This window comes from Amycolatopsis sp. cmx-8-4 (assembly GCF_046548675.1).
Lineage (GTDB): Bacteria > Actinomycetota > Actinomycetes > Mycobacteriales > Pseudonocardiaceae > Amycolatopsis.
In genome coordinates this window covers 103,711-125,231 of the sequence record NZ_JAEBDZ010000027.1, presented here as the reverse complement: position 1 = coordinate 125,231, position 21,521 = coordinate 103,711, and the positions used below count along the sequence as shown (strand labels likewise).

General features: G+C 71.4%; 21 protein-coding genes and 1 pseudogene. 10 read left to right on the top strand and 12 right to left on the bottom strand.

Annotated features, from left to right (window positions below):
• Positions 1–120: 120 nt before the first annotated feature.
• Both ACLJQZ_RS38910 and ACLJQZ_RS38905 read right to left on the bottom strand, forming a co-directional pair.
• A complete protein-coding gene (locus ACLJQZ_RS38910) occupies positions 121–636 on the bottom strand; it encodes a VOC family protein (protein WP_410625536.1) in 516 nt (171 codons plus the stop codon).
• A 323-nt stretch (positions 637–959) separates the two neighbouring features.
• A complete protein-coding gene (locus tag ACLJQZ_RS38905; RefSeq protein WP_410625534.1) occupies positions 960–1,742 on the bottom strand; it encodes a D-Ala-D-Ala carboxypeptidase family metallohydrolase in 783 nt (260 codons plus the stop codon).
• 209 nt (positions 1,743–1,951) lie between these two features.
• On the opposite strand from ACLJQZ_RS38905, the gene ACLJQZ_RS38900 reads away from it, so the two are divergent.
• Positions 1,952–2,818, top strand: coding sequence for an alpha/beta fold hydrolase (locus ACLJQZ_RS38900; protein WP_410625532.1), 867 nt, complete (start codon positions 1,952–1,954; stop codon positions 2,816–2,818).
• A 4-nt stretch (positions 2,819–2,822) separates the two neighbouring features.
• On the top strand, positions 2,823–3,413 hold the full coding sequence (locus tag ACLJQZ_RS38895; protein ID WP_410625530.1) for a TetR/AcrR family transcriptional regulator: 591 nt from the start codon (positions 2,823–2,825) through the stop codon (positions 3,411–3,413).
• Here ACLJQZ_RS38895 and tsaA read toward each other — a convergent pair.
• Together tsaA and ACLJQZ_RS38885 are read right to left on the bottom strand one after the other, a co-directional pair.
• Positions 3,410–3,913 carry a tRNA (N6-threonylcarbamoyladenosine(37)-N6)-methyltransferase TrmO gene (gene tsaA / locus ACLJQZ_RS38890; RefSeq protein WP_410625529.1) on the bottom strand — a complete coding sequence of 168 codons (504 nt, stop codon included), beginning with the start codon at positions 3,911–3,913 and terminating at the stop codon, positions 3,410–3,412. The genes ACLJQZ_RS38895 and tsaA overlap by 4 nt on opposite strands.
• A 41-nt stretch (positions 3,914–3,954) precedes the next feature.
• A complete protein-coding gene (locus ACLJQZ_RS38885) occupies positions 3,955–5,082 on the bottom strand; it encodes a S1 family peptidase (protein ID WP_410625528.1) in 1,128 nt (375 codons plus the stop codon).
• Between the two features lie 518 nt (positions 5,083–5,600).
• On the opposite strand from ACLJQZ_RS38885, the pseudogene ACLJQZ_RS38880 reads away from it, so the two are divergent.
• Positions 5,601–6,531: pseudogene (locus tag ACLJQZ_RS38880) on the top strand (mandelate racemase/muconate lactonizing enzyme family protein).
• Between the two features lie 65 nt (positions 6,532–6,596).
• On the opposite strand, the gene ACLJQZ_RS38875 reads toward ACLJQZ_RS38880, so the two are convergent.
• Both ACLJQZ_RS38875 and ACLJQZ_RS38870 read right to left on the bottom strand, forming a co-directional pair.
• Positions 6,597–6,926, bottom strand: a complete 330-nt coding sequence (locus ACLJQZ_RS38875) for a hypothetical protein (protein WP_410625527.1) — start codon at positions 6,924–6,926, stop codon at positions 6,597–6,599.
• Positions 6,927–7,279: 353 nt separating this feature from the next.
• Positions 7,280–8,989: a sulfatase gene (locus ACLJQZ_RS38870; RefSeq protein WP_410625525.1), complete on the bottom strand. Its 1,710-nt coding sequence runs from the start codon at positions 8,987–8,989 to the stop codon at positions 7,280–7,282.
• A 438-nt stretch (positions 8,990–9,427) separates the two neighbouring features.
• Between ACLJQZ_RS38870 and ACLJQZ_RS38865 the strand changes: the two genes are divergently transcribed.
• From ACLJQZ_RS38865 to ACLJQZ_RS38845, 5 genes are all read left to right on the top strand, one after another.
• On the top strand, positions 9,428–9,622 hold the full coding sequence (locus ACLJQZ_RS38865) for an antitoxin (protein WP_247052111.1): 195 nt from the start codon (positions 9,428–9,430) through the stop codon (positions 9,620–9,622).
• Positions 9,623–9,697: 75 nt separating this feature from the next.
• Positions 9,698–10,864 carry a VanZ family protein gene (locus ACLJQZ_RS38860; RefSeq protein ID WP_410625523.1) on the top strand — a complete coding sequence of 389 codons (1,167 nt, stop codon included), beginning with the start codon at positions 9,698–9,700 and terminating at the stop codon, positions 10,862–10,864.
• A 115-nt stretch (positions 10,865–10,979) separates the two neighbouring features.
• A complete protein-coding gene (locus tag ACLJQZ_RS38855; RefSeq protein ID WP_410625521.1) occupies positions 10,980–11,366 on the top strand; it encodes an STAS domain-containing protein in 387 nt (128 codons plus the stop codon).
• 92 nt (positions 11,367–11,458) lie between these two features.
• Complete coding sequence (locus ACLJQZ_RS38850; RefSeq protein WP_410625519.1) at positions 11,459–11,848, top strand: ATP-binding protein; 390 nt, start codon at positions 11,459–11,461, stop codon at positions 11,846–11,848.
• Positions 11,835–12,071, top strand: coding sequence for a hypothetical protein (locus ACLJQZ_RS38845; protein ID WP_410625517.1), 237 nt, complete (start codon positions 11,835–11,837; stop codon positions 12,069–12,071). The genes ACLJQZ_RS38850 and ACLJQZ_RS38845 overlap by 14 nt, the downstream gene beginning before the upstream one ends.
• Here ACLJQZ_RS38845 and ACLJQZ_RS38840 read toward each other — a convergent pair.
• Positions 12,068–14,134: an MMPL family transporter gene (locus ACLJQZ_RS38840; protein ID WP_410625516.1), complete on the bottom strand. Its 2,067-nt coding sequence runs from the start codon at positions 14,132–14,134 to the stop codon at positions 12,068–12,070. The two genes, ACLJQZ_RS38845 and ACLJQZ_RS38840, sit on opposite strands and share 4 nt — an antisense overlap.
• A 74-nt stretch (positions 14,135–14,208) precedes the next feature.
• Between ACLJQZ_RS38840 and ACLJQZ_RS38835 the strand changes: the two genes are divergently transcribed.
• Together ACLJQZ_RS38835 and ACLJQZ_RS38830 are read left to right on the top strand one after the other, a co-directional pair.
• On the top strand, positions 14,209–14,652 hold the full coding sequence (locus tag ACLJQZ_RS38835) for a MarR family winged helix-turn-helix transcriptional regulator (protein ID WP_410625514.1): 444 nt from the start codon (positions 14,209–14,211) through the stop codon (positions 14,650–14,652).
• 309 nt (positions 14,653–14,961) lie between these two features.
• Positions 14,962–15,399 carry a hypothetical protein gene (locus ACLJQZ_RS38830; protein ID WP_410625512.1) on the top strand — a complete coding sequence of 146 codons (438 nt, stop codon included), beginning with the start codon at positions 14,962–14,964 and terminating at the stop codon, positions 15,397–15,399.
• 327 nt (positions 15,400–15,726) lie between these two features.
• On the opposite strand, the gene ACLJQZ_RS38825 is transcribed toward ACLJQZ_RS38830, so the two are convergent.
• The 5 genes from ACLJQZ_RS38825 to ACLJQZ_RS38805 all read right to left on the bottom strand — a co-directional run bounded on the left by ACLJQZ_RS38825 (position 15,727) and on the right by ACLJQZ_RS38805 (position 21,484).
• Positions 15,727–16,596, bottom strand: a complete 870-nt coding sequence (locus ACLJQZ_RS38825; RefSeq protein ID WP_410625510.1) for a spermidine synthase — start codon at positions 16,594–16,596, stop codon at positions 15,727–15,729.
• Positions 16,596–16,955, bottom strand: coding sequence for an adenosylmethionine decarboxylase (gene speD, locus ACLJQZ_RS38820; protein WP_410625508.1), 360 nt, complete (start codon positions 16,953–16,955; stop codon positions 16,596–16,598). The genes ACLJQZ_RS38825 and speD overlap by 1 nt, the downstream gene beginning before the upstream one ends.
• On the bottom strand, positions 16,948–18,096 hold the full coding sequence (locus tag ACLJQZ_RS38815; RefSeq protein WP_410625506.1) for a type III PLP-dependent enzyme: 1,149 nt from the start codon (positions 18,094–18,096) through the stop codon (positions 16,948–16,950). Before ACLJQZ_RS38815 ends, speD begins: the two co-directional genes overlap by 8 nt.
• 22 nt (positions 18,097–18,118) lie before the next feature.
• Positions 18,119–20,665 carry a glutaminase domain-containing protein gene (locus ACLJQZ_RS38810; protein ID WP_410625504.1) on the bottom strand — a complete coding sequence of 849 codons (2,547 nt, stop codon included), beginning with the start codon at positions 20,663–20,665 and terminating at the stop codon, positions 18,119–18,121.
• 552 nt (positions 20,666–21,217) lie between these two features.
• Positions 21,218–21,484 carry a DUF1883 domain-containing protein gene (locus ACLJQZ_RS38805; RefSeq protein ID WP_410625503.1) on the bottom strand — a complete coding sequence of 89 codons (267 nt, stop codon included), beginning with the start codon at positions 21,482–21,484 and terminating at the stop codon, positions 21,218–21,220.
• Positions 21,485–21,521: the final 37 nt, after the last annotated feature.

Below are 21,521 nucleotides of genomic sequence, written 5' to 3'. Positions count from 1 at the left end.
ACGAGCACGTAGAGTGCTGTCAGGAGGGTGTCTAGTTCTTTGCTCACACATTGATCTTGGACACCCTCCTCTCACGTCCTGAACCGGGTCAGCTCACATGATCTTCACGGAATCAATCATCTAGGGGCGCGAGATGCCGACGCCGCTACGGGCGTCGGCACCGTACTTCGCCAGCTCGCGCGCCAGGTCCAGCCGGCCCGTGGCCTTGCCCGGGTCACGGTCCGCGTCGGTCAGCAGCTCGCGCGGGATGATCCAGACGACCTCGAACTCGATCCCGCTGGGATCCTTGGCGTACAACGACTTCGTGGTGCCGTGGTCGGACGAGCCGACCAGCGCGCCGGCCGCTTCGAGGCGGCCGGCGAGGCGGTCCAGGTCGCCGAGGGTGTCGACCTCCCACGCGAGGTGGTAGAGACCGACCGACGTCTGCCCGGCGCCCGAGTCCTCGGCGTGCGCGCCGAGCTCGAACAGGCCGAGGTCGTGGTCGTTGGTCGAGCCGGGCGCCCGCAAAAAGGCCGCGCCGCGGTGCGCGTCGCCGCCCTCGATGTAGTCGAAGCCCAGCAGGTCCCGGTAGAACGCGACGCTCTCGGCCACGTTCCGGACGTACAGCACGGCGTGGTTCAGGCGAAAGATCGACATCGGCTCTCCTGGCCCGTGCTGCTGCGCGCGAGAATAGGTTGAAGTTTCAACTTGAGGCTAGGCGCGAACGAGCAAACGGTCAAGCGAGCACAAGCACCCCTTGATCACCCCGGAAGACCCACTCTCCGTGGGTCCTGCGACCGACCGGGCGACAAACCTTCGACACCGTATCGAGGCCCTGGTCGGACGGCTCGTGAGTTCGTAAGGTAGTTGCACCGCGGGACATCGTGTCAGCTGTCCCGCGGGCGGTGATGCCCCTGGATCCGACCTTTCCCCGAAGCCTCGCCCGGGGGCATCACCCTCAAGCTCAATCACCCTCGAGCTCAGCTGACCGTGCCGCTCTCCCACCACCAGCTCTGCGAGCCGTAGGCGTACTCGATGCGGCTGTCGACGTGCTGGTGGGCGTCCGAGAGCGTGTAGCGCTCCAGCCCGGAGAACCCGCAGGCCTCGGCGAGGACGTAGACCTGGCGCGTGCTCAGGCCGCTGACGTAGCAGTCGGCCGCCGTGCCGTACACGTGCATGCTGTTCGACGCGCCGCCGATGGCCTGGTTGTGCGCGACACTGCGGAAGCCCGACGAGATCGTGATCGTCCGGTTGCCCGCCTTCGTCCGCAGGGCTTCGAGCTTGTACATCAGCCGCCGGACGTTCTCCTTGACCGTCGTCGAACCGACCTTGCCGCCTCCGAAACCCGTACCGTCGTTGGACGTGAACTCGCTGAATTCGAAGTGCGCGGTCGAACCGTCGGCGGATTCCAGTGCGTTGAGGGCCGCGAAGTCGTCCGCGTCGGCGACGCCGTCGGCCGTCAGGTGGTTCGCGGCCTGGAACCGCTTCAGCGCCGCCTCGGTGCCGGGACCGAAGTCGCCGTCGACGGCTACGTAGGCCTGCTTCGGACCGTCCGCGGCCCAGCCCGCGACGCGGATCTGCAGTTCCTTCACCGCGGCGCCGGTCGAGCCGGACCGCAGCGACGACGGCCACATGGAGGCCGCCGCGACCCCGGGGAACGCCGTCATCGCGGCGAGGCCGCCGGCCAGGGCGACGCCGGTCCCGGCCGCGGCCTTGAGCAGGGTCCGGCGGTCGAAGCCGGCGGACGGGTGGAACGGGCTCATCGAGGCCTCCGGGGTGCTCGGCGAACGGGCCCGCAGGAGACACCGGGTGGCCAAACATCCGCCAACACCCCGGCGGCCCGGCGCCAGAATCCGCCACGACCGGCACGCGGCCCGTGAATCCTTGACGATCACCTGGCCTCACGCTCGGTCACGGGGGTACTGAGCCGATCCATTTACATACATGGCGTATGTATGTAACCATGAGCCACATGACGAGAAGCGAATCCCTGGGCCGGGAACGCCGGGTCCGGTTGCCGGCCGGCGAGGTGCGGTACTTCGAGCGGGGCAGCGGCGCGCCGGTGGTGTTCGTCCACGGCGTGCTGACGAACGCCGAGCTGTGGCGGAAGGTGGTCCCGGACGTCGCGGCGGCCGGATTCCGTTGTGTCGCCCCGGATCTGCCGCTGGGCTCGCACGACCTCCCGATGCGGGCCGATGCCGACCTCTCCCCCACGGGCGCCGCCGACGTGATCGCGGACTTCCTGGACGCGCTGGACCTGCGCGACGTCACGCTGGTCGCGAACGACACCGGCGGCGCACTGACGCAGATCCTGCTCAGCCGCCGCCCGGAGCGGGTCGGGCGGGTCGTGCTCACGCCGTCCGACTGCTTCGAGTACTTCTTCCCGCCGATCTTCAAGCCGCTGCCGGTGATCGCGCGGATCCCCGGGTCGATGGCCGTGCTCGGCCAGCTCTTGCGGTTCCGCGCGCTCTACCCGCTGCCGATGCTGTTCGGCTGGGTGGTCAAGCGGCGGCTGCCCGACGCCGTCGCGCAGGCCTACCTCGCGCCGCTGCGCAAGTCCGCCGGGGTGCGGCGCGACCTGCGCAAGCTGCTGCGGGACGTGCACCCGCGGCACACGCTGGCCGCCGCGGCGGCGCTGCGGACGTTCGACCGGCCGGTGCTGCTCGCCTGGGCGAGCGAGGACAAGCTGTTCCCGATCGCCCTCGCCCACCGGCTCGCCGCATTGCTACCGGACGCGAAGCTCGTCGAGATCGCGGACTCCTACACGTTCGTCTCCGAGGACCAGCCCGCCGTGCTGGCCCGCCACGTCGTCGAGTTCGCGGGCGTCATGGCAGATTAGGCGGGTGCGACGTACCCAGCAGGACCGTTCCGCCGGCACGAAGGCCGCCCTGGTCGCCGCCGCGCGCGAGCTGTTCGCCACCCGCGGCTACCAGGCCGTGCCGGCGGACGAGATCACCCGCGCGGCGGGCGTCACCCGCGGCGCGCTGTACCACCACTACGCCGACAAGCAGGGCCTGTTCCGGGCGGTCGTCGAGGAGCTGGAACGCGAGCTGACCGAAGAGGTCGCGGCCGCGTTCACCCAGGCCGCGGATCCGCTGACCGGCATGACGCTCGGCCTCGGCGTGTTCCTCGACGCGTGCCTGCGCGAGGACGTCCGCCGGATCTCCCTCACCGACGCGCCCGCCGTGCTCGGCTGGGAGGTCTGGCGCGAGATCGAGGCGGAGTACGGCCTCGGGCTGATCGTCAGCGTGCTGGAGCAGGCCAAAGTGGACGGCCTGATCGTCGAGCTGCCGGTGCAAGCGCTGGCGCAGCTCGTGCTGAGCGCGGTGATGGAGGCGGCCCGGATGATCGCCGCGGCGGACGATCCCGCGCACACCCGCGCCGACGTCCAGCAGGTGCTCGACGCGTGGCTGGTCAGCCTGCTGCGGACCTAACCGGGTTCCTCCGCGAGCCGGGCCGGGGTGACGCCTTCGAGCACGTCCACGGCGTCGAACCACCCGCAGGCGGGGTCGCCGGGCGGCCGGTCGAACCGGGTGACGTAGGGCTTCACGTCGAGCACCGGCGTGCCGTCCAGCAGGTCGACGCCGGCGAACCGGATAGTGGTGCCGGAGACGTCGAGCAGCCGGATGAGACTCAGCCCGATCGGGTTCGGCCGGCGCGGGCCGCGGGTGGCGAAGATGCCCGTCCGGCGGCCTTCGCGGCGCAGCAGGTACGGCACCTGCGTGAGCCCACCCGGCCGGTCGGGCCGGTCCAGCCAGCTCAGCAGCCACGCGTAGTCGAACCCGGCGAGCCCGGCCAGCCCTTCGGCGAAGCGGTCGTCGAGTTCGATGGTGCCTTCTTCGGCGCGGTTCGCGGCCGCCTGGACGGGGGTGTGCTCGAGCTCCGTCCGGGCGGTGCGCACGACGCCGATCGCGGGCAACGGTGGCGGGGTCATCGACTCAGCCTAGGTGCCCGCGACCGGCGTCGCACCGGCCGTCAGCCCGTGACGAGACCGACGCCGAAGGTCTGCAGGATCTCGTTCACCGGCTGGAACCACGTCTCGCCGCCGGAACTGCAGTTGCCCCAGCCACCGGAAGTGACGCCCTGCGCCTGGTCACCGGTGATGAAGGAGCCGCCCGAGTCGCCGGGTTCGGCGCAGACGTTGGTGCGGGTCACCTGGTAGACGGCGCCCTGGGAGTAGTTGACGGTTTCGTTCAGCCCTTCCACGACACCGCAGTGCCAGTGCGTCGTCGACCCCGAGCGGCACACCGAGGTGCCCACCGGCGCGACCCAGGAGCCGCGCACGATCGCGTCGCTGACCGTGCCCCAGCCGAGCACGACCGGCGCGGTCCACCAGCCGTTGCCGATGCGGATGAAGGAGTAGTCGTTGCCGGGGAAGGAAGAACCGGCGAACGTGCCCATCGCCGAGCCGTCCCAGCCGACGACCGAGCTGCCGGCGCCGCCGCAGTGCCCGGCGCTGACGAACCCGCCGTTCACGGAGAAGCCGATCGAGCAGCGGGTGTTGCCGTTGATGTAGTACGGGTCGCCGCCGACCGTGCCGGCCGAGAGCGTCTCGGCCTTCGGCGTCGACGTCACGGTGACGGGGCCGGCTTTCCGGGCCTGCGCGACGAAAGCGTCGACGTCGGAGCCCTGCGCTCCGGGCCGGAGGGTGACCACGACGCTGCCGGTGCGCGCGTCGGTCCGCCAGCCGCTGACGCCGGCCGGGGCGGGGTGGGCCTTGGCCGCCGAGTCGATGGCGGCCTTCGCGGCGTCCAGCTTCGCCGCGCTGACGGCCGCGGTCGTCGGCTCGGCCCCGGCTTGGCGGACGGCGGCGGCCGCGGCGGGGTCGGTCACGCCGACGACGAGCTTGCCGAGCGCGGGATCGAACCAGGCCCCGCCGAACGCGGCGCCGGCGGCGCGCTGCGCGTCCGGCAGCACCCGCGAGGCGGTCATCTCCTGACCCAGCCGGGTTTCGGCCTGGGCGGCGGTCAGCCCGAAATCCCGTTGCATGGCGGCGATCAGGCCGGGTGAGGCCTGCGCGACGGCGGGGGCGAGGGCACTGCTGGCGAGACTGGCGGTGAGGACGGCGGCGCCGCCGAGAGCCAGGGCGATTCTTCGACGCATGAGGAACTCCTCCGATGCCGGGGGAAAGAAACACACTGTGGGCCGAGTGTGCGGGCGGGTTCGCGACAGGTCCAGAATTGTCCGGTTTTCTGTCTGGAATTAGCGGGAGCGAACGACCATCCACAACGGACTCAACTCTGCAATACATTGCACCCCAACATGTTCTGCACGCACCAAAGAAGCGCGACCCGGCTCCCGGCCGTTCGCGGCGCGTGCTCGCCAACCTCCATTACAACGTTGTAAAAGGTCTGAACCAAGTACAGCACGCCCCCACGCCCAGGGCCAGGAACCAGGGACGGCAGGGCACCAGACGTGCATGACCGTCCCCCGGCCCGGCGCGAATCCGGAACCCGGCCGCCCCTGCGGGCCCTTACCCCCGGCTCGTCGACAGACCGACCTCAACCGCGACAGAATCCTATTTCCTATAGGATTCTGCGTCAGGGGGATCGACGACTGTCGTCACGCGGGCCGGAGCTTTTCTCGTCGACGTCGCGGTCGAGCAGGCCCGCACCGACGCCGTGCAGGCATTCCTGTCCCAGAAGACCGTCTTCGTCGAGCTGGGCACCGACGACGGCGGGGCCGGGCTCGGCTACTTCTACACGATCGGCACCGGTGGCAGCTCCGTCGTCACCCTGCTGCGGGACCACCTGCTCCCCCGGCTCGTCGGGCAGGACTCCCGGCTGGTCGAAGCGATCTGGCGGGACCTGTTCGCCGCCACCCGGGCGACGAGCGTCGGCGCCATCACCTCGCTCGCGCTCGCCGCCGTCGACACCGCGCTGTGGGACCTCAAGTGCCGCCGGGCCGGCGAGCCGCTGTGGCGCGTCGCCGGCGGGTTCGGCGCGCGGGTTCCGCTCTACGACACCGAAGGCGGCTGGCTGCACCTCGGCACCGAGGAGCTCGTCGCGGGGGCGAAGGCCGCCGAGGCCGCCGGCTGGGGTGGCGTCAAGGTCAAGGTCGGCAAAACCACCGCCGCCGAAGACGTCGAGCGGCTCGCCGCGGTCCGCGCGGCCGTCGGCCCGCGGTTCGACCTGATGGTGGACGCCAACCAGTCGATGACGGCCGCGGAGGCGATCCGGCGGGCCGCCGCGTTCGCCGCACTGGACCTGTACTGGCTGGAAGAGCCACTGCCCGCCGACGACGTGGCCGGGCACGCCCGGCTCGATCGTGCAGCCCGACGTCGCCCGGATCGGCGGCATCACGCCCTGCTTCAAGGTCGCCCACCCGGCCGAGGCCTTCAACGTCGACGTCTGCCCGCACTTCCTGATGGAACTGCACGTGAGCCTCGTGGCGGCCGTCCCGAACGGCCGTTACGTCGAGCACATCCCGCAGCTGCGGGCGATCACGCGCACGGAAATGACCGTGGAAAACGGCCGTACGGTGCCGCCGGAAACCGCCGGTCTCGGAATCGACTGGGACCGCGACGCGATGGACGACCGCCGCGTTTCCTGAGCCGCGAAACGCGCGCACTTCCGCCCGGCCACCCGAATGGGCGACCGGGCGGAAAAGCGCCGAAATCAGATTTCGTCGACCTGGTACGCGACCACCCTGGCCGGCACCAGCAACGCGCCGGTGCATTCCGCGACGGCCGGGCCGAAGCCGTACGGCACGAAGTCCCCGACCACGTACCAGAAGGCGTTGCCGCTCGCGCAGTGCGCGATCACCCGGTAGCCGTAGCCCTCACCGGGGAAGCAGGTGACCGAGACGCCTTGGCCGAAAACCACGCCGTACCGCTCCCCGAAGCAACCGGGTGGCGCGAAATCACTGCCGGCCGCGGCCGCGGTACCGACCGTCAAACCGAACAGGGAAAAAAGAGCGACGGCGAGAACCGCCAATTTCCTTCGCATGACCACTCCTCAGCGCGGAGAACCCCGACCTGACGAAGCGTAGAAGCGCGGGAGAATTACCGGCAATTCATCGGGCAAGTGAATTCCGCGCAGCGGAAAGTCACGACACTGCTCCATCCGGGCGAGCGCGGACCCCCGGTCGGCTCGCGGAGGGGTGACGCCCGCGGGCGTTTCTTCGACCACCGAGACAATCCCGGTCGCGACCCGCCCTCTTCGCCGCGGAGACGGCCTTGTCCGCGACCCCAATCGACGCGGGCCGCCCAGCTCAGCTCGCCGGCCGCCCGCGCGTGCCACGCCGAGATGGCCGGAACCCGGTGCGACGGGAGCGTCCTCAGTGGACGTTCAGGGGGCGGTCAGTGGGCGAACGCGGTCAGGAAGCGGTCACGGAAGGAGTCCATCTTCCAGACCGGCGCCTGCGCGGCCGGGTGCAGGCCGTCGGTCCAGCCCCAGCCGGAGATCCGGTCCAGCACCTTCGGGTCCTTGGCCACGATCGTGATCGGCACGTCGTGGACCGCGCCCTGCGGGGTGACGACCGGCGGCTGGTGGTCACCGAGGAACACCAGCACGAGGTTGTCGTCGCCGTAGTGCTGCACGAACGAGATCAGCGTCTTGAGCGAGTAGTCGGTGGCGTCGCGGTAGGCGTCGCGGATCTTCGCCGGGTCCTTCCAGACCGACTCGGGCGCCTCCCCCGCGCCCGGCTGCGGCGCGAAGATCGAGCCGTCGCCGACCTGGTTCCAGTCGACCAGCCAGGGCCGCGGCGACCAGGGCGCGTGACTGGACACGAGGTCCACCTCCGCCATCACCGGCTTTTGAGCCGACTTCGCCAGCTCGTTGCGCTGCAGCATGGAGAACGTGTACTGGTCCGGCATCGTGGCGTAGGCGAACCCGGGGCCCCGGTAACCGATGTTGCGGAAGTCGTAGTAGGCGTCCGGGTGGTAGAACCGCTGGCCCTCCGGCCAGTCCTTCGTGTGCGCGGGCACGTCCCAGACGGTCTTCCAGCCCGCCTTCTGGAACGCGCCGCCGAGGGTCAGCCGGTCGCTGTCGAGGAGGTTGTCGTAGCGCTGCTGGTTGTCGATCCACATGCCGGACTCGACGGTCGAGTGCGCGAGCCAGCTGCCGCCGCCGAACGTCGAGGACGACAGGAACGCGCTCTTCGCGCCGATGCCGGCCGCACGCAGCTGCGCTGTGCCGGCGTCGAGCGTCGCGCCGATCTTCGGCGCGAACTCCGGGTCGTCGAGCGCGACGCGGCCGTAGCTCTCCACGAACGTGAGCACCACGTTCTTGCCGCGCAGCCCGGCCAGCAGCTGGTCACCGGGGGTGTTGCGGTACGCGTCGTCGGCGGCCAGCTCGCTGAACGGCTGCTGTTCACGCAGGTCCGTGCCGACCTGGCGGAGGTCGTCGTAGGCCAGGGCGGCGGCGTTCTGGGCCGCGACCGGCTGGCCCGGCGCGATCTCGACGCCGAAGACCGAGCAGACGATCCAGATCACGCCGAGCACGGCCACCACGCGCGTCGCGCCGGTCCGCCTGCCGGCCGCGATCCGGGTGAGCCGCAGCATCGCGAGCACCATGAACACGACCACGGCGATCGCGAGCACCACGGCACCGGCCAGCACGGCGTACGCGGCGGCGTCACCGATCTCCCCGGCGAGGAACTCGAGACCGGCGTTGAAGAAGCTCCAGTCGTAGACCGGGTCGAACGGCTTCTCGAGCGTCGCGTAGAAGCCGGTGTCGAGCGCCTTCATCACCACGAGCAGGCCCAGCACCAGCCCGACCAGCACCGCGACGACCCGGCGCGCCCGCGGCGGCAGGACCAGCACGAACGCGGCCACGATCAGGCCTTCCACCGGCACCCGGACCAGCGCTTCCGGCGCGAACGAGTTGAGGTCGTCCGGCGCGAGGAGCGCGAACAGCACCAGGAGCGCGGCCACGACGGTGAGCACCACGCCCGCGACGGCGTGCCGCCGGGCGGCCCGGGGCAGCCCGAAGTCGGGCAGCGTCCTACCTCCGTCCGGAGCGCGGCGGCGGGCTCGCCGCGACAGCGGCAGACCGGTGGTTCCCATCATGGCGCGGCCTCACATCACAGTTCACGGGCGATCGCCGGGCCCGTGCGGCGGGGACGGCGATCCTCACCGCATATACGGATTGCGGCGGCGCGCGGTTCACGCGGCGCGACGCCGGCGGCCGGAGGGCCCCCTTTCCGGGACGATCCGGACGATCAGCCGCCCGGCGCCCGGTTCCGGGGCGGCGTCCGCCCACCCGGGTCCCGGTCGTACAGCCACGCGGCAGCGCGTTTCCGGATTCCCGCCGATCGGGCGGATCCGCAAGGAATCGCCGTTACCCGATGCCCGTGGTCTCAAACCCCCGTTCTCCGTCTTTCACCCACGAAAGAGCCTCGATACCCCCTACCGGGGAAGGAAAGCGGCCGTTCGGTTGCGGGCCGGTCGGCCGGGTGTTTTGCTCGGGAAGACCGAAGCCCCGCTATTCCGAATGGAGCCCTACCGATGAGTCTTTTCGACAAGGCGAAAGAGGCCCTGGGCAACAACCCCGACAAGGCCGACCAGGGTGTCGACAAGGCCGCCGAAGCCGCCAAGGGCCGGTTCGGCGAGCACGCCGACAAGATCGACCAGGGCTCGGACAAGGTGAAGGACTTCCTGCACAAGCAGGGCGGCGGCCAGCAGGACGCACCGCCGCAGTGACGCGATGCCGGTGACTGCCCAGCCGTCCGGGCGAAGCACGCTTCATCCGGGCCTCGGCTGGGTACCACCGGCTCCGTGGTCGCCACCTACCTCGTCCCCGTCCGGACCGCCCTCTACCTGTTCCCGCTCATCGCGCTGGTCGTCATGCTGCCGGCGGCATTCGTCAGCTACCGCCGCCGAGGACGTGCGGGTGGGTGGACGACGGTCGTGTTCTACACCTTCGTCTTCTACCTCCTGGCGATCGCGACGCAGACGATCCTGCCGCTGCCCGACAACGCGAACTTCTGCGCCGGCAGCAGCTACGCCAGCTCTCCCCAGTTGCGGCCGTTCTACTTCGTCGAAGTCGTGTCGCAACGCGCCCGCGGCCACTGGAGCCCGAGCGCGATCCTGCACAACCCCGCTGTCTGGACCACCGCGCTCAACGTCGCGATGCTGGTCCCGCTCGGCCTCTTCCTGCGCTACGCCCAGCGGATGCGCGCGGTGCCGACGATCCTGGCCGGGTTCGGCCTCTCCCTCCTGTTCGAGCTGACGCAGCTCACCGGGCTGTGGTTCGTCTACCCGTGCCCGTACCGCCTGTTCAGCGTCGACGACCTCATCCTCAACACCGCCGGTGCCGCGCTCGGCTGGCTGATCGCCGGCCCGCTCGGCCGGGTGCTGCCCGCGCTGGAGCCGGACCACGACCGCCGCCGCTACGCCACGAAGGTCACCTTCACCCGGCGGCTGTTCGCGCTGGCCACGGACCTGCTCGGATTCGCCGTGCTGCTCGGGTTCCTGTTCGGCCTGCTGACCCTGTTCGGCGAGGACATGCGCCACCGCGACACGCCGGTCGTCATCCTCGCGCTCGCGTGGTTCGTGGTGCTGCCCGCGGTCACCGGGTCGACGCCGGGCAAGCGGGCGATGCTGCTGAAGGTCGCGCGGCGCAGCGGCCGCCGGGCCGGGCCGATCTCGCTGCTGGTCCGCAACGGCGTCCTGCTTTCCCCGATCTGGCTGACCTGGCTGCTGCTGGACCTGGACCACTGGGACCTCGGCGAACACCCCGAACAGCTGCTGCTGCCCCTCGCCCTGGCCGCGTCGGCCTTCGTCGTGCTGGTGTGGACACCACTGGCCGTCCTGCTCGACGACGAGCACCGCGCACCCTACGAACGGCTGACCCGGACCGTGAACGTCGCGATCGTGCCCCCACCTGCGATCACCCCGGCCGAACCGGCACCTGCGCCCGCCCGCGCCAAGGAAGTCCTTTGAGGACGGCACAACCCACTGCGCTGCCCGCGTCAGGCGCCGCTGGTAGATTTGCGTGAACGGGTTGAACCGCCGGCCCACTGTCAGACGAAGCCCGTCCCCTCCAGGAGCACAACCCATGACCACCGACGCAACGCGGCCTCGGCAGCGCTCCTCCGGTGAAGGCTGGTCGCTGGCCAAGCACGACGCCGGGGACGCGACCGTCTACGTCCTGCGCGGCGAGTTCGACCTGGCCGTCTCGGCGAAACTCGAGGGCCTGCTGCCGGCCGGCACCGCCACCGACCGGATCGTGCTGGACATGACCGAGGTCACGTACTGCGACTCCAGCTGCCTGCAGGTGCTGCTGCGGCTGGGCAACCGGCTGCGCGACGCGGGCGGCCGCTTCGCCATCGCGACCACCGTCACCGCCGTCGTGCGGCCGATCGAGCTGCTGAGCCTCGGCGCGGTCATGCCGCTGCACCCGACCGTCGACGCGGCGCGCGCTTCCTGGGGTGAGGACGAATGACGACGTCCGATACCCGTGTGGGCGAGCCCGGTTCCGGGCATGAAGAAGGGGACGACATCCCTTCGGGGCCCGGCACGGTGAAGGAGGCGGACGTGAACCTGCGCTTCGACAGGCACGAAATCGGCATCACGGCCGACCTCTCCGAGCTGGCGAAGGTCCGCAGCTGGGTCCGGACCGTGCTGGGCGGCTTCCCGGCGAGCGTGGTCGCCACCGCGGTCATGGTGGTGGACGAGCTGGCCTCGAACGCCCTGCGCCACGGTCGCGCGCCCTACCACGTGCGCCTGCTGCCCAGCGCGGCCAAAGTCCGCATCGAGGTCGACGACGGCAGCGGCGAGACGGCCCGGCGCCGGACGCCGTCCGACCAGGGCGGCCGCGGGTTGCTGCTGGTCGAACGCTGCGCGGCGGCGTGGGGCCAGCTCGGCCGGCCCACCGGCAAGACCCTGTGGGCCGAGCTGACGACGGACCCGGGTGCCCACGGCTGAGCGCGTTATCGTCGCGGACGGCGCCGGCGTGGTCCGGGCCCTGAACCAGGCGGAGCTCCGCGACTTCCCCGGGCCACCGAGCTGCTCGGCGCCGCGCACACGCACTTGGCGGCCCGAGCCGCCGGATCGGGCCGTCCGCGTGAGCAGCGCGCTGGCCTGCACCGGGACCTTCGCGCACCTGACCGGCGAGGCCCCGATCTCCCGCGCCCGGGCCGGCTCCTAGCCCTGCCCCCGGGCCAGTTTCGACGGCCACCAGATGCGGCGGCCGACGTCCACGGTCAGCGCCGGGACCAGCAGGGACCGCACCAGGAACGTGTCCAGCAGGACGCCGAACGCGACGATGAACGCGATCTGGGCGAGGAACAGGATCGGGATCACGGACAACGCGGAGAACGTCGCGGCCAGCACGACGCCGGCCGACGTGATCACGCCGCCCGTCAGCGACAACCCGCGTAGCGTGCCGGCGCGGGTGCCCCGGGTCAGCGCTTCTTCGCGGACGCGCGTCATCAGGAAGATGTTGTAGTCGATCCCCAGCGCCACCAGGAACACGAACCCGAACAACGGCACCACCGGGTCCGCGCCCGGGAAGCCGAAGATGTGGTTGAACACCAGCGCCGACACACCCATCGTCGCGGCGAACGACAGCACCACCGTCGCGATCAGCAGCAACGGCGCGAGCAGGGACCGCAGCAGCAGGGCCAGCACCAGGAAGATCACCAGCAGCACGATCGGGATGATCAGCTCCCGGTCGTGCACGGACGTCTGCTGCGTGTCGAGCTGGATCGCCGTCGGGCCACCCACCTTCGCGGCCGCACCGGGCACCGCGTGCACGGCGTCGCGCAGCCGGCCGACGGTCGCGACGGCGGCTTCGGAGTCCGCCGGGTCGTTCAGCACGGACAGGATCTGCACCCGGCCGCCGACCACCTTGGGCTGCCCGTCGGGGCCGGGCAGCGGGAGCGACTGGGCCACACCATCCACTTTGGACGCCGCGAGCACGGCGGGCAGCGCGCCGGCGTCGGCGATCGTGATCGCGGGCGCGCCGAGGCCGCCCGGGAAGTGCCGGCCGAGGATGTCCTGGCCGGTCCCGGACTCGACCTGGGTGAGGAAGACGTCCGACTGCGCGGTGCCGGACGCCTTGAGCTGCGGCAGGAACGCGACGCCGATGCCGAGCACGAGCGCCGTCACCACCCAGACCGTGCGCGGCCGCTTGCCGACCAGGCCGGCCACCCGGCCCCAGATCCCGGCGGTCTCCGGGTGCGGCGAGCCGAGCGCGGGCTTGAACGGCCAGAACGCGCCGCGGCCGCACAGCGCGAGCACGGCGGGCAGGAACGTCGTCGACGCCAGCAGCGCGGCGCCGATGCCGATCGCGGCGACCGGGCCGAGGCCCTTGTTGGAGTTCAGGTCGCTGAACAGCAGGCACAGCACACCGAGCACGACGGTGCCCGCCGACGCGGCGATCGGTTCGAGCGTGGCGCGCCAGGCGATCCGCAGCGCGTCGAACCGGCTCGGGGTGTCGCGCAGCTGCTCGCGGAACCGCGCGACCGTCAGCAGGGCGTAGTCGGTCGCCGCGCCGAACACGAGGATCGAGAGGATGCCCTGGCTCTGGCCGTTGAGCGCGAGGATGTCGTTCTTCGCCAGCAGGTAGACGACGAGGCTCGCGAGCCCGAGCGCGAACACCGCCGAGACCAGCACCAGGAACGGCAGCAGCGGGCTGCGGTAGACGACGATCAGGATCAGCGCGACCACACCGCCGGCGACGAGCAGCAGGATGCCGTCGATGCCGCCGAACGCCGTGACCAGGTCGGCGATCTGCCCGGCCGGGCCGGTAACCAGCACGGTCAGGCCGTCCGGTGCGCCGGCGAGCTGAGCGCGGACCTCCTTGACGACGTCGGCGGGGTTGCCGTCGGCGAGGATCGGCACGGCCAGCTGCACGGCCTGGTCGTCGCGCGGTGCGGGCTGCGGCGCGCCGAGCGGGCCGACGACGCCGGGCACGGTGCCCAGCTGCCGGGCCTTGTCCGCGAGGAACTGCCGGTCCGCGCCGGTCAGGCCGCTCGTGCGTTCGGCGACGACGGTGGCGGGCAGCACCTGGCGCGGGGTGAACGCCTTCTGCTCGTCGGAGACCTCGGTGGCTTCGGCCGACCGGGGCAGGAAGGCGGCGTTGTCGTTCTTCGCGACTTCGCTGAGCTTCCCGGCGAACGGCCCGCCGAACCCGCCGATCGCGAGCCAGCCGATCACCAGGAGGGCCGGGATCAGCCAGCGAAGACGGCGTGGGGTGGTCTCGTTCATGGTCGCTAAAGTCCTTCCGAGCGCGAACACGCCCAATTGTTCAGCAGGCTGAACATTCTGCACGACGACCGGGAGTGACGGTGAACACAGCCCCCGAACCGGACCTGAGCACGTGGCCGACCGGCCGGCTCCTGGCCGTGGCCGCGCGGCTGGTCGAGCAGCGCTGGGTCGCCGTGCTGGCCGGCATGGGCCTCACCCACGCGGGGCTGATCGCGCTGCACACCCTGCGCGAGGGGCCGCTCCCCCAGCGGGCGCTGGCCCAGCGCTGCCAGGTGACCGACCAGACGATGAGCCGCACCCTCGACCGGCTCGCCAAGGCCGGCTTCGTCACCCGCACGCCGGACCCGGCCGACGCCCGCCGTCACCTGACGCGGCTGACCGCGCGCGGCCGCACGGTCCACGAGCGCGCGGTGCGCGCCGAACGCGAAGACCCGGCCCTGCTCGGCGGCCTCGGGGACGACGACGCCTTCCGCGCGCGGTTGCTCTCTTTGATCGGCGGTCTGTCGGCGGCCGGTTGAGATCAACCGCGGCTGGGTAACTGAGCAGGCATGTGGATCGCGGTGAGCACCCCAGTCGCCCTGTTGATCGCAACCGTGCTGATGGAGCGGTTCGAGCGACGATGCACCCTCGTGCCCACCGCGAAAGCCGAACGACCACCGGTCGGCAACTGACCTGGATTTCCTTGCGGCCTGGCACTTTCCCGCGAAAGTGCCAGGCCTTTCGCGTTCACCCTTTCGAGTGATCCACACCTCTTCGAGAACCTCCGCTCTTCCCCTCACGACTTACGGGGTAGATCCGGCGACACCGGATCAAGGGAGGAGATCACCATGCGCGGCACCACGAAGCCGAAGCGGACGCTGCTCGGCCTGGCCCTCGCGGCCGGGCTGATCACGGCCACGAGCATCGGGATCGCCGGCGGGGCGTCGGCCGATTCCGGGACCACGGAGGGGAAAACCATGACCGAAGCACACCCGCAGCCGCCGAAGGGGGCGCGCGCCACCGTTCAGGTGAGCCCGAACCCCACGACCAAGCGCGGCGAAGAAGTGACCATCACCGGAAACTGCGGCGGCGGCACGGGCCTGAAGTCCGTGCTCGGCGGCTTTCCCGAGCATCCGATCCTGGAGAACATCCGGATCCTGAAGTCCGGACCGGACGAATTCGAGGCGAAAGCCACGCTGTCCGAACAAATCGGCAACGGCGTCGGCCCCGTTTTCGTCGACTGCGGCGGCGAAGCAGGGGTGACGTTGCTGGTCACGCACGTCTGAGCGAGCGGCCCGTCCACCGGTGCCGCCGGTGGGCGGGCCGGTCTCTCCAGCCGTCAGTGGCCGTCATCGCGCCGCAGCGAAAACGGGGGCGTCGCGCCCGCCAGCAACGCTTCCGCGTCCACTGTCACGGCCTTGCTCCCCCCGCTCACCGAACCGCCGGGCCACCAGGGCGCCCGGCTCGTCGACGCGGTCCGCGGCCGGCCAACGCCCGGCGCCCGCCAGAACCGCCTTCAGAACGGAGGTCATCACCGGCCCGCACCTATCGCACGCCGAAGCGAAGCGCGGTTCACCACTGGCCGGTATCGCCCCGCAGCGAAACGCAGGCCATCACTGGCCTGCGCCGTCATCGCGCCGCAGCGAAAACGGGCGCGTCGCGCCCGCGAGCAACGCTTCCGCGTCCACTGTCACGGCCTTGCTCCCCCGCTCATCGAACCGCCGGGCCACCAGGGCGCCCGGCTCGTCGACGCGGTCCGCGCGCCCGGAAAGGAACGCCCACTCGTGTTCGTCGGAGCCGAAGTACAGCACGGTGCCGAACACCTCGCGGAACCGCCGCCACGACGCGAGCAGCGTCTCGTTGCGCCACAGCGTCGGGCAGCCCGCCTGGCAGGTCACCACTCCGCCGGGCGCCAGCAGGCGGGCGCAGCGGCCGAGGAAGTCCGTGCCGTACAAGCGGTTGTGCTGCGCGTCCGGGTCGGTGTTCTCGTCCGGCAGGTCGATCACGACCACGTCGTAGGTGTCACCGCGCTCTTCCGCGGCGGCCAGGAACGCCCAGCCGTCCGCGAAGGACAGCCGGACCGGCCCGGACCCGCGTTCGGCTTCGGCGAGGTCGGCCGTCGTGTAGCCGTAGGGCAGGTGCTCGGCGCAGGCGCGGACGGCCTGCTCGTCGATGTCGACGTGGTCGACGACCTCGGCGCCGGCGGCCAGCGCCAGTGCGCAGGCGACTCCTTCGCTGGAACCGATCACGAGCACCCGGCGCACCTGCTCGGCCAGCAGCAGCGCGGGCACCATCAGCGCCTCGTGGTACAGCAGCTGGCTCGCCTCGGTGCTCTGGCGCTCGTTGTCGCAGAACAGCGAGACGCCCTGCGTGGTGCGCCCGATCAGCACCTCCTGGTAGGCCGTGCGCGCGCTGAACACGACGTCTTCGACCTCCCAGACGCGGGTCAGGCCGGGGCCGAGTGGTTCGTGGATCGCGGGCATCAGGCTTCTCCCCGGCGGACGACGGACAGGTGGACCGAAGCGGCGTCGAGCGACTTGGCCAGCAGCCGCACGGCGTGCTCGGGGTCGGCGCGCTCGCCGCAGGTGAACACGTCCGCGAACAGCGACCCGTGCTCGGGGTAGGTGTGCACGGACGCGTGCGACTCGGCGAGCAGCGCGATCACGGTGGCGCCCTGCGGCGCGAAGCTCTTGGCGACGACGTCGACGACCGTCGCGCCCGCCTCCGTCACCGCGGCGCGGAGCAGTTCCCCGAGCTTCGGGGCGTCGTCGAGCAGGCCCGGGTCGACGCCGTGCAGCTCGGCCAGGACGTGCCGTCCGGTGAACCGGCCGAATTCAGGCATCTCCCCACTTCCCCAGGCAGTAGGTGCGCAGCGGCTCGATCCCGTTGAACTCCACCGAGGCGTAGGACGCCGTGTAGGCGCCGGTCCCGGGCAGGTCGAGACGGTCACCGGCGCACAGCGACAGCGGCAGCTCGTACGGCGTCCGCTGGTAGAGCACGTCGTCGCCGTCGCAGGTCGGGCCGGCGAGCACCACCGGCCCGGCGGGTCCGGCGGGCGGCTCGACCGGCTCGAACCGGTAGGCGATCGCCTCGTTCTCGGCCTCGGCGAGGCCGTTGTAGCGGCCGATGTCGAGGTACACCCAGCGCCGCTCGCCCCGGGCCGCGACCAGCACGACCTCGGTGCGCAGCAGGCCGGCGTCGGCGACGAGCACCCGGCCCGGCTCGAGCAGCAGCTCCGGGCGCTCGTCGGGGAAGTGCGTATCGAGGGCCGACGCGATCGTCGCCGCGTAGGTGGCCAGCGGCGGGACACCGGTGCGGTGGGCCGTCGCGAAGCCGCCGCCCAGGTTGAGCCGCGTGATCGGCACGCCCTGGGCCGCGGCCTCGGCGGCCAGCTTCGCCGCCGTGGCGATGCCGATCTCCCAGGCGACGGGGTCGGGCTGCTGCGAGCCGACGTGGAACGCGATGCCGGGCCGCAGGCCCAGGCCGGCCGCCCGCAGCACCAGGTCGAGGGCCTCGGCCGGGTCGCAGCCGAACTTGCGGCCGAACGGCGTCACCGAGTCGGGCGCGTCGAGGACCACGCGGATCGACACGGCCGAGCCCGGCGCGTGGCGGCCCAGGTTCTCGACGTCGGCCGGCGCGTCCGAGGTGAACTCGCGGACCCCGCGCTCGTACGCGAAGGCGATGTCCCGGGCCTTCTTGATCGGGTTGCCGTAGGCGAGGTCCGCCGGGTCGGCGCCGCGCTCGAGGCACCGCGCGACCTCGGCGGGCCCGGCGACGTCGAAGCCGATCCCGGCCGCCACCAGCGCGTCGAGCACCGGCGGGGCCGGGTTGGCCTTGACCGCGTAGCGGATCAGCGCGGCGGGGAACACCGCGCGGAACTCCGCCGCCCGGGCCGCGACGACGTCGGTGTCGACGACGAGGCACGGGGTCGGCGGATCCCGCTCGTCGAGGAACCGGCGGATCCGGCTGAAGTCGGCGCACACCTCGCCAGTCTCGCAAACGGCGTCAGACGAACCGCCACAGGTGGTCCGGGGAGCCGTTGTCGTCCCACTGCGTCACCTGCGCGCCGTCGGCGGTGGACTGCTGGTCGACCGCCATGACCTTGCCGCTGCGGACGTTGACGATCTTCGACCAGCCGGCGCCGGCGTCGACGATCCGCCAGTTGTGGTCCGGGGTGCCGTTGTCCTGGTACTGCTGCACGTGCGCGCCGTTGTCGAGGCTCTGGTCGTGCACGGCCAGGATCTTGCCGCTGTTGCGGTTGACGATCCGGACCGTGCCGTCGCCGTTGTCGACCACCGCCCACAGGTGGTCGGCGCTGCCGTTGTCGCTCCACTGCGTGACCTCGGCGGTGTCGGCCAGGGACATGTTCGACACGGCGAGGACCTTGCCCGACCGCTGGTTCTGGAGCTTGCGCCACACCGTCGCCGAGCCGGCGGGGCGGGTCAGCAGCGCCAGGTAGCCGCCGGCGACCGGGCGGGCCTGGAAGCCGCGCTGGGTGGCGTCGGCGACGACGTACCAGTCGGTGAACGGCACGCGCTGCGGCGTGGTGTTCGCGAAGCTGTAGACGCCCTCGACCATGGTGTTCCGGATGTTCGGCTGGTCGGTGAGCCAGGCCGCCGTCCACAGCTCCCAGTCGGCCTTCGTGTAGTTGTTGCGCGGGTCGAGCAGCACGCCGTGGGCTCCCGCGCGGGCCTGGTACCAGGCCGCCTCCTGCGCGGCGACGCCCAGCGGGACCAGGTCGAGGCCGAGCACGCGGTCGGCGAAGCCGTTGTACTTGAGACTCCACGTGCCGGGCTGGTCGTAGGCGAGCTTCAGGTGCTGGCCGGACGTGTCCTGCGCGAGCGTCACCCACTGGCTGACGTAGCTGCGCGACACCGACCGGTAGCGCTGGGCGTCGGCGGTGTTGCCGGTGGCGCTCGCGATGACGCCCATCGCGCCGACACCGACGATGCCCTTGAGCGCGAGGTTGGCGCTGTGGGCGATGAACCCGGTGAAGTCGTCGGTCTGGTTCTGGAAGCCCGGGTCGAGGGTGTTGCCGACGAGGTACTCGGCCCACTGCCGCAGGATCCGGTAGTGCGTGGTGGCGAACGCGCTCGCCTCCGCCGCCGGCAGCCGCTGCACCAGCGCGGCGGCCATGATCAGCATGTTGGCCGACTCCTCGACCGGCATGCTCTCCTCGTTGCCGTCGTTGTGCCCGGTCGCGTCCGGGTAGTGCGTGCCGACGTCGTGCTCGGCGAACTGCATCGGCCAGCCGCCGTGTTCGGGGTAGTCGAGCAGCGGCTCCAGGATGAGCCGCAGGTAGGCCGGGGACAGGTAGAGGTAGGCCGGGAACGCCGGGTACGTGACGTCCACTGTGGACATGTTGCCGCTCGAGGAGATCTCCTTGAGGAACGCCCACGGCGCGCCACCGCGGTCGACCAGCTCGGTGCCGCCGAACGCCTGGCGCAGGGCGAGTGCGCAGATCCCGGCGTAGTGCTCGCCGGTGGTCCCGCCGCCGGCCGCGGCGACGGCGTCGTCGTGCAGCCGCTGGTCGATCGCCGTCGCGGCCGACAGCGCGGCCGCGTGGTCGGCCGCGAACCAGACGGCCATGTCCTGCCAGCTGCCCCAGTAGTGCGTCCACCAGGGCTTCAGCTCCGCGCCGAGGTAGCGCACCGCCGGGGTCCGGACGTGGCCGATCGAGAGCGTGAACGGCGCCGACGTGCCACCGGCCGCGACCGTGCCGAGGTTCTTGTTGAACGCGAGCACCGGCCAGCGGTCGTTGATCGCGCGCGGCTGCGCGGTGTCGCCGGTGTTCGGCAGGGTGCCTTGCCCGGCGGACGCGGCGCGCACGACGGTGTCCTGCCCGATCTGCCAGGTCGTCCCGGCGGTCGGTGCCGCCACGACGAGGGAGCCCCAGCTGGCCTGTTCGCCGTTCTCCTGGAGCACGCCCGGGCTCGCCGGGGTGCAGCTCAGCAGGGTCTGGCCGCCGGACTGCTGCTGCGTCCAGGTGACCGGGGTCGCGGTGTTGCCGTGCACCCACTCGGCCGAGGTGTCGAAGTGCAGGTCGACGGCGTGCGCGCGGCCGTCGGTGCTGGTGGCCTGGATGGTCACGTAGCCGAACGGCACGGACTGGCGTTGCAGGTTCGCCGGGTCGACGGGCGAGAAGAACGTGACGGTCAGGTTCACCCCGCCGCCGCCGAGGACGTAGGTCGAGCGAGTACCGGTGACCTGCAGGCTCACCTGCGTCATCGGGGTCAGCGCGGGCCCGGACGGCAGGGCGGGCGAGCCGGCGAAGACGTAGGCCACGCCGTCGATGCGGGCGAGGCCGCACAGCGCGGTGGTGTGTCCGTTCCAGAAGCTCGCCCAGGTGCCGGGCAGGTTGTCGGACGGCTGCCAGGTGGACAGGTACGGCGAGCGGACGATCAGCGGCGTGGCCGGCGGCCGGAGCGGGCTGAAGGTGCCGGCGGCGGCCACACCGGGCAGCCACAAGGCGGCGGCGACCGCGGCGGCCGTCCCGCCGGCGAGCCGCAGGAGGTCGCGGCGGGTCAGGTGATCGCGTGCACGGGAGGACATCGATGGCCCCTTCTACGGCGTGTGACCGGAGCGACGAACAACGCAGGGACACTTTTACATCGTTGATACAACGTTGTAAATCCGCCGATGGTCGGCGTCCGCGGTTGCGCCGGGTGCCGACCGGACCACGCTGCGCTCAGGTCCGGTGCCACCCGCGTCCGGCGCCCGGTCGGTGCTGACCTGGCCGAACAGTGGTTCGGGGTCGCCGCGGACCGCACGCCGGACAGCCCTCCTCAGGCCGCTCGGCGCGGGTCGGTGTCTGGCCGGTTCCTGTCCACTCCGGGCATAATCGGACCCTGCCCAGCCGGCCCGTGGCCGTCACCGGTGACCGGATCACGGCGCTCTGCCGCGGTCCGGAGCAGCGGATCGGCCTCGCCGCCTGCACTGCGGGTTCGGCGTACGTCAACCGCCTGGACGACACCGGCGCGGCCACCGCGCGGACCTGGTCGTGCTCGACCGGGATCCCTTCGACGGCCCCGAAAGCGGGATCGGGGCCGTCGAAGGTCGCGATGACGTTCACCGGCGGCCGGTGCGTCCACGAGGCGTGCGGACTCAGGGCGCGACGCTCACCCGCGGGTGCAGGGGCAGGCTTTCCAGCCCCTCGACGTCGAGCACCAGGAACCAGTGCGCGTTGGCCGGGATGTGGATCTTGAACATCGGTGCGGTGGCCACCCCGCCGTGCATCCGGTAGTACTGCCGGCGCCGGTAGGCCTCGAAGTTGACCGCCGTCAGGAGCCTGACGTTGGCCATGGCGGCCAGCCGGACGGTGACCACCGCATCTCTTCGTACCTTCCCCAGGTCGAACACCTTCGGTTGCATTCCGTCCCTCTTTCACGCGTGTGTTTTCACCCAGTTG